This is a genomic window from Kribbella sp., assembly GCF_035655035.1.
Taxonomy (GTDB): Bacteria; Actinomycetota; Actinomycetes; order Propionibacteriales; family Kribbellaceae; genus Kribbella.
The window spans coordinates 1-9,580 of sequence record NZ_DASRVN010000448.1 but is presented as its reverse complement, the minus strand read 5'-3'; the positions used below and the strand labels follow the sequence as shown (position 1 = coordinate 9,580).

Annotated in this window: 9 protein-coding genes; 6 read left to right on the top strand and 3 right to left on the bottom strand. The window is 68.8% G+C overall.

Annotated elements, in window-relative coordinates; translation table 11 throughout:
* The first annotated feature begins 225 nt into the window (after positions 1-225).
* Genes VFF46_RS24680 through VFF46_RS24670 form a run of 3 tightly spaced genes read left to right on the top strand, consistent with a single transcriptional unit; the run spans position 226 to position 2,590 of the window.
* Positions 226-1,377 (top strand): acyl-CoA dehydrogenase family protein, encoded by a 1,152-nt coding sequence (locus VFF46_RS24680; protein ID WP_325039583.1) that lies wholly within the window; start codon positions 226-228, stop codon positions 1,375-1,377.
* A complete protein-coding gene (locus VFF46_RS24675) occupies positions 1,374-2,141 on the top strand; it encodes an SDR family NAD(P)-dependent oxidoreductase (RefSeq protein ID WP_325039582.1) in 768 nt (255 codons plus the stop codon). Before VFF46_RS24680 ends, VFF46_RS24675 begins: the two co-directional genes overlap by 4 nt.
* On the top strand, positions 2,141-2,590 hold the full coding sequence (locus tag VFF46_RS24670; RefSeq protein ID WP_325039581.1) for an NUDIX domain-containing protein: 450 nt from the start codon (positions 2,141-2,143) through the stop codon (positions 2,588-2,590). The genes VFF46_RS24675 and VFF46_RS24670 overlap by 1 nt, the downstream gene beginning before the upstream one ends.
* Here VFF46_RS24670 and VFF46_RS24665 read toward each other — a convergent pair.
* Genes VFF46_RS24665 through VFF46_RS24655 form a run of 3 tightly spaced genes read right to left on the bottom strand, consistent with a single transcriptional unit; the run spans position 2,583 to position 6,210 of the window.
* Positions 2,583-3,821, bottom strand: coding sequence for a glycoside hydrolase family 27 protein (locus VFF46_RS24665; protein ID WP_325039580.1), 1,239 nt, complete (start codon positions 3,819-3,821; stop codon positions 2,583-2,585). The two genes, VFF46_RS24670 and VFF46_RS24665, sit on opposite strands and share 8 nt — an antisense overlap.
* The gene (gene dgoD, locus VFF46_RS24660) at positions 3,815-4,960 is read right to left on the bottom strand and encodes a galactonate dehydratase (RefSeq protein WP_325039579.1); all 1,146 of its coding nucleotides are present in this window, start codon (positions 4,958-4,960) and stop codon (positions 3,815-3,817) included. Before dgoD ends, VFF46_RS24665 begins: the two co-directional genes overlap by 7 nt.
* Before the next feature lie 23 nt (positions 4,961-4,983).
* Positions 4,984-6,210 (bottom strand): DUF4032 domain-containing protein, encoded by a 1,227-nt coding sequence (locus VFF46_RS24655; RefSeq protein ID WP_325039578.1) that lies wholly within the window; start codon positions 6,208-6,210, stop codon positions 4,984-4,986.
* Between the two features lie 109 nt (positions 6,211-6,319).
* Between VFF46_RS24655 and VFF46_RS24650 the strand changes: the two genes are divergently transcribed.
* From VFF46_RS24650 to VFF46_RS24640, 3 genes are all read left to right on the top strand, one after another.
* Complete coding sequence (locus tag VFF46_RS24650) at positions 6,320-7,312, top strand: LacI family DNA-binding transcriptional regulator (RefSeq protein ID WP_325039577.1); 993 nt, start codon at positions 6,320-6,322, stop codon at positions 7,310-7,312.
* A 179-nt stretch (positions 7,313-7,491) separates the two neighbouring features.
* Positions 7,492-8,859 (top strand): ABC transporter substrate-binding protein, encoded by a 1,368-nt coding sequence (locus VFF46_RS24645; protein WP_325039576.1) that lies wholly within the window; start codon positions 7,492-7,494, stop codon positions 8,857-8,859.
* A 167-nt stretch (positions 8,860-9,026) separates the two neighbouring features.
* A partial coding sequence (locus VFF46_RS24640; protein ID WP_325039575.1) for a sugar ABC transporter permease occupies positions 9,027-9,580 on the top strand: 554 nt, incomplete at its 3' end.

Here is a 9,580-nt window from a genome sequence, read left to right as displayed (position 1 = left end):
TCGTCTTGCTGCAGCGCAGCTCGGCGGCCAGGTCGTCCAGGGTGAACCGGCTGAACCCCTGCTCGAGGAACAGGGACAGGAGCCGGTCGAGCAGCTCGGACTGCCGGCGGGTACGTCGCCCCGGAACGACTGTTGTCATATCGAGACAGCATAGAACGATACTGCGTTAGGTGCGTCAGTATCATTCGGAGTATCATTTCGTCAGCTGTTGAGAGGGGGTTCCTGATGGCTGTCGACCGGCTCCTGCCAACTGACGAATCCGTTGACCTGCTCGCCCTGGTCCGCGACCTGTGCGAACACGAACTGGCTCCGCACGCCGCGCACGCCGAGGAGACCGAGGCGTTCCCGCGGGACGCGTTCCGGACCCTCGGCAAGGCCGGCCTGCTCGGCCTGCCCTACCCGGAGCTGTACGGCGGCGCCGAGCAGCCGTACGAGGTGTACCTGCAGATGCTCGAGGAGATCGCGTCCGCGTGGATGTCGGTCGGCGTCGGCGTCTCGGTGCACACGATGACGTCGTACGGGCTGGCCACTTTCGGTAGCGACGAGCAGAAGGACCGGCTGCTGCCGGACATGATCGGCGGCGAACTGCTCGGCGCGTACGCGCTGTCCGAGCCGCAGGCCGGGTCCGACATCAGCTCGATGACCACCCGCGCCGTCCGCGACGGGGACGCGTACGTGCTGAACGGCACGAAGGCATGGATCAGTCACGGTCCGTACGCCGACTTCTTCACCACGTTCGCCCGTACGTCGGACGACCGCAAGCACGGGATCTCCGCGTTCCACGTGCCGGCCGGCGTCGACGGCCTGAGCTTCGGCGCGCCCGAGCGGAAGATGGGCCTGACCGGGTCGACGACCACGCTGGTGAACTACGACGACGTACGGATCCCGGCTACGAACCTGATCGGCGCGGAGGGTGACGGGATGCGGATCGCGTTGTCCGCGCTCGACTCCGGGCGGCTCGGGATCGCGGCCTGCGCGGTCGGCCTGGCGCAGGCGGCGTTGGACCTCGCCACGGCGTACGCCCAGGAGAGGCAGCAGTTCGGGCGGTCGATCGCGGACTTCGAGGGGATCCAGTTCCTGCTCGCGGACATGGCCGCGGCGGTCGAGTCCGGGCGGGCGACGTACCTGCACGCGGCCCGCCGGCGCGACCTGGGCCGGACGTTCACGCGGGAGGCCGCGATCGCGAAGCTCGTGTGCACGGACGCGGCGATGAAGGTCACCACCGACGCGGTCCAGGTGCTCGGTGGGTACGGTTACACCCGGGAGTTCCCGGCCGAGCGGTACATGCGTGAGGCCAAGGTGACCCAGATCTTCGAAGGTACGAACCAGATCCAGCGCCTGGTCATCAGCCGCGACCTGCTCAGGAGTGCTTCATGAAATTCAGCCCGTCCGATGTCGCTCTCGTCACCGGTGGTGGTTCGGGGCTGGGGGAGGCGACCGTACGGCGGTTCGCGGCGGACGGGCTCGGGGTGGTGATCGTCGACCTGCCGTCGTCGGCGGGCAAGGCGATCGCGGACGAGCTCGGCGACCGGGTGGTGTTCGCGCCGGCCGACGTCACCGACGAGGCCGCGGTGAGTGCCGCCCTGGACGCGGCGGAGGCGCTGGGCACGCTGCGGGTGGTGGTGAACTGCGCCGGCGTCGCGACCCCGGGCCGGGTCGTCGGGCGCAAGGGTCCGTTGCCGCTGGCAACCTTCCGGCAGGTGATCGAGATCAACCTGATCGGCACCTTCAACGTCCTGCGGCTCGCCGCCGAGCGGATGATCGCGTCGGAGCCCTCCGCGGACGGCGACCGCGGCGTCGTGGTGATGACCGCCTCGATCGCGGCGTACGACGGCCAGATCGGGCAGGCGGCGTACGCGTCCAGCAAGGGCGGCATCGTGGCGCTGACGCTGACCGCGGCGCGCGACCTCGCCGACAAGGGCATCCGGGTGCTGACGATCGCTCCCGGCACCATGGAGACCCCGATGCTCGCCGGTCTGCCGGAGGAGACCCGCACGGTCCTCGAGCAGCAGGTCCCGCACCCGTCCCGGCTCGGCAAGCCGTCCGAGTACGCCGCGCTCGTCCGGCACATCCTCGACAACCAGCTGCTGAACGGCGAGGTCATCCGCCTCGACGGCGCCCTCCGGATGCCCCCGCGCTGATGCGGGTTCCCGCGATCCTGCTCCGCGCGGGTTCGCCGTTCCTCCAGCTGTGGTGGCGAATCCGCAAACCCACCACCTTCGGCGTCAAGGCCCTGCTCCGCCTGCCGGACGGCCGTTTCCTCGCCGTCCGCCACTCGTACGCCGACACCCGCCGCTGGGCGCTACCCGGCGGCGGCTACAAACCCGCCCAGGAAACCTCTGCCGAGGCCGCCGCCCGCGAGATCCACGAGGAACTGGGCCTGGTGATACCCCCTGACGCCTTCCAAACTCTCAGCACCACCATCACCACGCTGGAAGGCAAACACGACACCCTCACGATCCTCACCGCGTTCGCCGCCGAGGACCAGCTGCACCTGTCCCCGGAGATCGCGGAGGCGCGCTGGGTGAAAGACCTTCAGGAGCTAGGTGACGGACCACTGTCCAAGTGGTTGCTTTCGGCCCTCAAATAGTCGCACCGAGCTCGAGCCAGCGGACTCCGTGCGCAGGAACGACGTACGTGCGTTCGGTCGCAGGCACGCCGGCCCACAGATCGCGGGCCGGGGCAGGTAGTCCGGCGGGGAGCCGCACCTCGCGGGGTGCGGCGCCGGTCCAGAACATCGCGGCGTACGCGCGGTTGTCGCCTTGGGCGGTCCAGACGATCAGCTCGCCGTCGTCCACCGGCTCGCGGACGATCTCCCGGCCGTCGGTCGAAGACCCGAGAACTTCGGCGAGCGCCGGATTCGCCAGCAGAGCAAGGGTTTCCGGTGCAGTGGTCGGCAGATCGCCGCCCATCATCAGCGGCGACCGAGCCATCGCCCACAGCGTCAGCAGCGTCTTCTGCTCGTCGACGGTGAGCCGGCTCATCCGGTCGTCGCCGCGTTCGGCGCGGATGCCGATGTGGCCGAGCGGCAGCATGTCCGCGTCCGCCCAACCGCCGTCCCGCTGGAACGGCGCCCACCGCGCCAACCGGGCGAACTGCGCGTGCACGTCCTCCCACCGGTCCCACAGGTCGTCCGAGATCCGCCACAGCTGCGCGTTCGCCCGCAGATGGTCGAGATGATGCGTCGACAACTGCGTGCCGGGCGACAGAGACAGTACGATCTCCCGCCCGCTCCGCGTGATCGCCTGCGCGTACGCCGCGATCTCGCGGTCGTGGTACGGCGCCAGCATGTCGTCGGCCTTGACGTAATCCACACCCCACTCGGCGAACTGCGCCACCTGCGCGTCGTAGTACGCCTGCGCGCCGGGGTGGTCGTGATTCAGTCCGAAGTTGTCCGGGTTCCAGGCGCACACCTGCTCGTGGTCCGCGATGTCGCGTGCGGTCCACTCGGTCCCGTACACCGGCAGGTCCAGCTCGACCGCCCGCCGCGGGATCCCGCGCATGATGTGCAGCCCGAACTTCAGCCCGAGTGCGTGCACCTTCGCCGCCAGCGGCCCGAAGCCGGCGCCGTCCACGGCTGAGGGGAACCGCGACGGCGCCGGCAGCTGGCGGCCGTAGCCGTCCAGGACGACCGGCGCGTTCTCGTTGTAGCCGTGCGAGCGCGCGGTCGGGTCGTACCAGGCGATGTCCACGACGACCGTGTCCCAGCCGAACGCCAGCAGCTGGTCGTGCATCACCCGCGCGTTGGCCAGCACCTCGTCCTCGGTCACCGTCGTACCGAAACAGTCCCAGCTGTTCCAGCCCATCGGCGGAGTCACCATTCGGCGAACGATCCGTCGTCGTGCCGCAGTACGGGGGACCGCCAGCGGTGCGGCTCCGCGGCCGCGGCCCGGACGACCTCCTCGTTGACCTCGATGCCGAGCCCCGGCCCGGTCGGACGCTGCACGTGCCCGTCGGTGAACGCGAACACCCCGGGATCCACCAGGTAGTCCAGCAGCGCGTTGCCGCCGCCGTACTCGATGCCGAGGCTCTGTTCCTGGATCAGGAAGTTCGGGATCGCGAAGTCGATCTGCAGGCTGGCGGCCAGCGTGATCGGCCCGAGCGGGCAGTGCGGCGCGACGCTCACGTCGTACGTCTCGGCGAGCGCGGCGATCCGGCGTACCTCGGAGACGCCGCCGGCGTGCGAGATGTCCGGCTGCGCGACCGCGATGCCGGTGGGCAGCACGTCCCGGAAGTCCCAGCGGGAGAACAGCCGCTCACCCAGCGCGATCGGGATGCTGGTCGACTCGGTGATCCGGCGCAGGTCGCGGGAGTACTCCGGCGTGACCGGCTCCTCGACGAACATCGGCAGCAGCGGCTCGAGCAGCGGCAGGATCTGCCGGGTGGCCGCCGTACTGAACCGACCGTGGAAATCCAGCGCGATGTCGATCCCGTCGCCGAGCGCGTCCCGGAGCGCCTCGACCCGGCTGACCGAGGCGCGCAGCTGCGCGGCCGACGGGATCGGCGGCAGCGCCTCGGACAGGTTGAGCTTCAGCGCGGTGAAGCCGCTCGCCACCTTGGCCTGGGCCTGGTCGACAAGCTCGGCGTTGTCGCTGCCGTGCACCCACGTGTACATCCGTGCCCGGTCGCGGACCGGACCGCCGAGCAGCTCGTGCACCGGGACGTCGTGGTAGCGGCCCTTGATGTCCCACAGCGCCTGGTCGATGCCCGCGAGCGCGCTCGAGAGCACCGCGCCGCCGCGGTAGAAGCCGCCCTTGGCCATCACCTGCCAGTGCTCCTCGACCCGCAGCGGGTCCGTGCCGACGAGGTACTCCATCAGCGCCGCGACCGCACCCTGGACGGCCTCCGCGCGGCCCTCGACGATCGGCTCGCCCCACCCGCTGATTCCTTCGTCGGTGTCGATCCGCAGGAACTGCCACCGCGGCGCCACCAGGAACGTTTCGTATCCGACGATTTTCACGTTTCAACCCTAGGGGGTCGTGCTCACTCCAGCTCGGCGGTGCCCGGTGTCGGCAGTGCCAGTTTCTCGTCGGGCTTCGCCGCGAGTACGTCGTTCACGTACGAGCGGGCCGCCTCCATCGTGTCGACCTCGTGGCCGGCCTGCTCGGAGAGGAACCAGCGGTGTTCGAGGACCTCGTGGAAGATCTCCGCGGGCTCGAGCTTGCGGTTGAGGTTCCGCGGTACCGAGCGGACCACCGGCTCGAAGACGTCGGTCAGCCACTGGTGCGCGACGATCTCCTCGTCCTCGTTCTGCTGGTCGGTGGCGGCGGCGAACGAGTCCAGGTCGTTGAGCAGCCGCCGGGCCTGGTTCTCCTCGACGTCCAGGCCGGTGAGCCGCAGCAGCCGTCGCGAGTGGTGGCCGGCGTCCACGACCTTCGGCTGGATCCGGACCTGGCTGCCGTCCCAGTCGGTGATGATGTCGATCTCGGCGACGTCGAAGCCGAGCTCGTTCAGCCGCCGGATCCGGGAGTCGAGCCGGTGCATCTCGTCTCCGCCGAACTCCTCCGGCGCGGTCAGCTCCGACCAGAGCGCCTCGTACCGCTTCTGGATCGACTCGACGGTCTCCTGCGGGTCGATCGACTCGTCGAGCAGCCCGCCCTCCTGCAGGTCGAGGAGCTCGCCGAACAGGTTGATCTCGGCGGTGTACAGGTCGTGCGCGCGCTGCCCGTCGGAGATGTCCTGGTGCAACTCACCGGTCTCGGCATCCACCAGGTACGCCGCGAACGCGCCGGCGTCGCGGCGGAACAGCGTGTTCGACAGCGAGCAGTCGCCCCAGAAGAACCCGAGCAGGTGCAGCCGGACGATCAGCGCGACCAGGGCGTCGATCAGCCGGTTCACGGTGTCCGGGCGCAGCGTGCTGGAGAACAGTGCCCGGTACGGCAGCGAGAACTGCAGGTGCCGGGTGATCAGGATCGAGTCGATCGGCTCGCCGTCGCGGTCCACCCGGTCGGTGATCACGCCGACGGGTTCGACCGACGGCGCCTCCAGGCGTTCGAGGTCGCGGAGCAGCCGGTACTCGTGCATCGCCAGGTGCTCGAGGACCTCCTTGATCGCGTACACGCTGCCGTTGACGCGGACGAACCGGACCACGTGCCGCGAGATACCGCGCGGCAGCGCGACCAGTTGGTCTTCGGGCCAGTCCTCCAGCGGGATGTCCCACGGGAGCGACAGCAGACCGGTGTCCGGGCGGGTGGCGACGAATCGAGGCACGGGTACCAGTCTGGCAGCAAGCTGACCTCGCAGGGAGCCGATCCGGTCCGCGAAACGTGGCACGCAAGCCCTTGCAAGAACTTGCGTTCCCAGGCGTAGTATTTGCGTCATGACACGACGACTTGCAGAGGTGGCCAAGAAGGTCGGCGTCAGCGAAGCGACCGTGAGTCGTGTCCTGAACGGAAAGCCCGGCGTCTCCGACGCGACCCGGGAAGCGGTGCTCACCGCGCTGGACGTGCTCGGGTACGAGCGGCCCACCCAGCTCCGCGGCGACCGGGCCCGGCTGGTCGGCCTGGTGCTGCCGGAGTTGCAGAACCCGATCTTCCCGGCGTTCGCCGAGGTCGTCGGCGGCGCGCTCGCCCAGCAAGGTTTCACCTCCTTGCTCTGCACCCGGACGCTCGGCGGCGTGTCCGAGGCGGACTACGTGGACCTGCTCCTGCAGCAGCAGGTCTCCGGCGTGGTGTTCGCCGGCGGCTTCTACGCGCAGGCCGACGCGCCGCACCAGCACTACGAGCTGATCCAGGAGCGGAAGCTGCCCGCCGTACTGGTGAACGCCGCCGTCGACCACCTCGGCTTCCCGCAGGTCTCGTCGGACGACCATGTCGCCGCGGAGATGGCGATCGGCCACCTGCGGGCGCTCGGGCACCGGCGGATCGGCATGGTGCTCGGGCCGCGCGACCACATCCCGTCGCGGCGGAAACTGGACGCCTTCCTGGCCGCGGACGAGACGGATCCGGAGCTCGTCGAGCACAGCATGTTCTCGCTCGAGGGCGGGCACGCGGCGGCCACCAAGCTGGTGAACTCCGGCGTCACCGGCATCGTCTGCGCCAGCGACATCCTCGCGCTCGGCGCGATCCGCGCGGTCCGCCGGGCCGGGCTGAGCGTCCCGGACGAGGTCTCGGTGATCGGGTACGACGACTCCGCGATGATGAACTGCACCGACCCGCCGCTGACCACCGTCCGGCAGCCGATCGACGCGATGGGGCGGGCCGCCGTGGACATGCTGGTCGCGCTGATCGAGCGCGCCACCGTGCCGGCCGACGAGCTGCTCTTCGAGCCCGAACTCGTCGTCCGCGCCTCCACCGCGCGAGTCCGGAGCTGATCCACCCAGCCCCTGGCAGCCCCTGGCAGCCGCTGACCGATGGTCGGCGGCTGCTGTCGTTTGCCCTGTCGCAGGCAATCTCCCATGAGAAGTCACGTTTTTGCAATCTCAGATCGAAGTATTGCGTTCATGGGTCCAGTTCCCTACGGTGTCGGCACGAGTCGAGGGAGAGGGTGGAAATGACCACAACGCGTCGCGGGCTCAGCCTGCTGCTGGTGATGGGACTCGGGCTGGGGGCCGCATCCTGCGGATCGGACGCCAAGAAGTCGTCGGCCGGGAACGCCTCCGGCGGGCAGGTGACGATCACGGTCGGCTGTGAGCCGCCGAAGAGCAACCCGAAGGAGCGCGAGGCCTGGGAGGCGGACGTCGCGACGTTCGAGAAGGCGCATCCGAACATCACGGTCCAGGGCAAGGACGCCTTCCCGTGCATCAACCCCGACACGTTCCAGGCCAAGCTGGCCGGCGGGACGCAGGAGGACGTGTTCTACGTCTACTACACCGACGTCCGGAAGATCATCGAGAAGAAGCAGGCCGCGGACATCAGCCAGTACGTCGGCAGCGTCGGCGCGGTGAAGGACCTGCGACCGGACGTGATGGGCGTGTTCAAGGACGGCGACAAGACGTACGGGCTGCCCCGGAACAACTACAACATGGGCCTGGTCTACAACCGGAAGCTCTTCACGCAAGCGGGCCTCGACCCGGCCAACCCGCCGAAGACGTGGGACGACGTACGGGCGGCGGCCAAGAAGATCGCAGCGCTCGGGCCCGGGTACGTCGGGTTTGGTGAGTACTCGGCGGGCAACACGGGCGGGTGGCACTTCGCCGCGGAGCTGTATGCGCGCGGCGGGTCGATGGTGAGCGACGACGGGAAGACCGCGGCGTTCAACAGCGACGCGGGCAAGGCGGTGCTGGAGAACCTGAAGCGGATGCGCTGGGACGACAACTCGATGGGCAGCAAGCAGTTGCTGCAGTGGGCGGACCTGATGCGGATGATGGGCGGCGGCAAGCTCGGCATGATGATCGGCGCGCCGGACGTCGTGCAGTCGGTGAACAACGACTTCAAGGGCAAGTTCGAGGACTACGGGGTGACCGCCGTACCGGAGTCGGACGGGCAGTCGTCGCTGAGCGGTGGCGACGGGTACATGTTCAACCCGAAGGCATCGCCGGAGAAGATCAAGGCCGGGCTGCAGTGGCTGGAGTTCCACGAGCTGACGCCCGGGAAGGGCCAGTTCGACTACGCGCGGGCGAAGGCGCAGGGCCGCCCGGTCGGGCTGCCGATCCCGGACCTGTACGGGAACAGTGCCCCCGGCAAGCAGATCAGCGCGCTGCGGAAGCAGTACGCGACGGTGCCGGTCGACAACTTCACGCCGTACGTCGATGCCCAGGGCAACATCACCAACAAGCTCGAGCCCCCGAAGGCGCAGGAACTGTACGCCGTCCTCGACGTCGCGATGTCCGCGGTCCTGACCCGCAAGGACGCCGATATCAACAAACTTCTCAGCGATGCCGAGTCCAAGGCCAACAAGATCCTGGCGAAGAACACGTAATGACGGTGACCGAGGAGCAGGTCCGTCGCTCGCAGGCTCAGGGAGCGACGGACCGGCGATCCACAGCTGACCATGGCGCGCTGCGGAGGGCCTTGGGGCGCAACCTGACTGCCTACGGGTTCCTGTGTGGGGCTTTGATCTGTTTTGCCCTGTTCTCCTGGTATCCGATGGTTCGGGAGATCGTGCTGAGTTTTCAGCAGAACAACTTCGTCGACCCAGGCAAGTGGGTCGGATTCGACAACTTCAAGACCGTGTTCACGGATCCCGCGTTCGGGGCGGCCTGGTTGAACACGGCGGCGTTCAGCGGGCTGGCGTTGGTGATCGGGTACGCCGTACCGTTCGTGCTGGCCGTCGTACTGAACGAGCTGAGGCACGCGAAGGCGTACCTGCGGTTCGTCGTCTACCTGCCGGTGATGCTCCCGCCGGCGGTCGCCGTACTGCTGTTCAAGTGGTTCTACGACCCCGGGTCGGGCCTGTTCAACCAGGCGCTGGGCGTCGTCCACATCCCGCCGCTGAGCTGGCTCGACTCCACGAACACCGCGCTGATCAGCCTGGTGATCGTGTCGACCTGGATGAACCTCGGCACCGGCACGCTGATCTACCTCGCCGCGTTGCAGAGCATCCCGGGCGACCTGTACGAGTCCGCCGAGCTGGACGGCGCCGGGCTGCTGAAGCGCGTCCGGCACGTCACGATCCCGCAGACCAAGCTGATCCTGCTGGT

Coding starts and splice junctions, on each gene's coding strand:
- VFF46_RS24680 (WP_325039583.1), top strand. CDS start 226: ATGGCTGTCGACCGGCTCCTGCCAACTGACGAATCCGTTGACCTGCTC.
- VFF46_RS24675 (WP_325039582.1), top strand. CDS start 1,374: ATGAAATTCAGCCCGTCCGATGTCGCTCTCGTCACCGGTGGTGGTTCG.
- VFF46_RS24670 (WP_325039581.1), top strand. CDS start 2,141: ATGCGGGTTCCCGCGATCCTGCTCCGCGCGGGTTCGCCGTTCCTCCAG.
- VFF46_RS24665 (WP_325039580.1), bottom strand. CDS start 3,821: ATGGTGACTCCGCCGATGGGCTGGAACAGCTGGGACTGTTTCGGTACG.
- VFF46_RS24650 (WP_325039577.1), top strand. CDS start 6,320: ATGACACGACGACTTGCAGAGGTGGCCAAGAAGGTCGGCGTCAGCGAA.
- VFF46_RS24645 (WP_325039576.1), top strand. CDS start 7,492: ATGACCACAACGCGTCGCGGGCTCAGCCTGCTGCTGGTGATGGGACTC.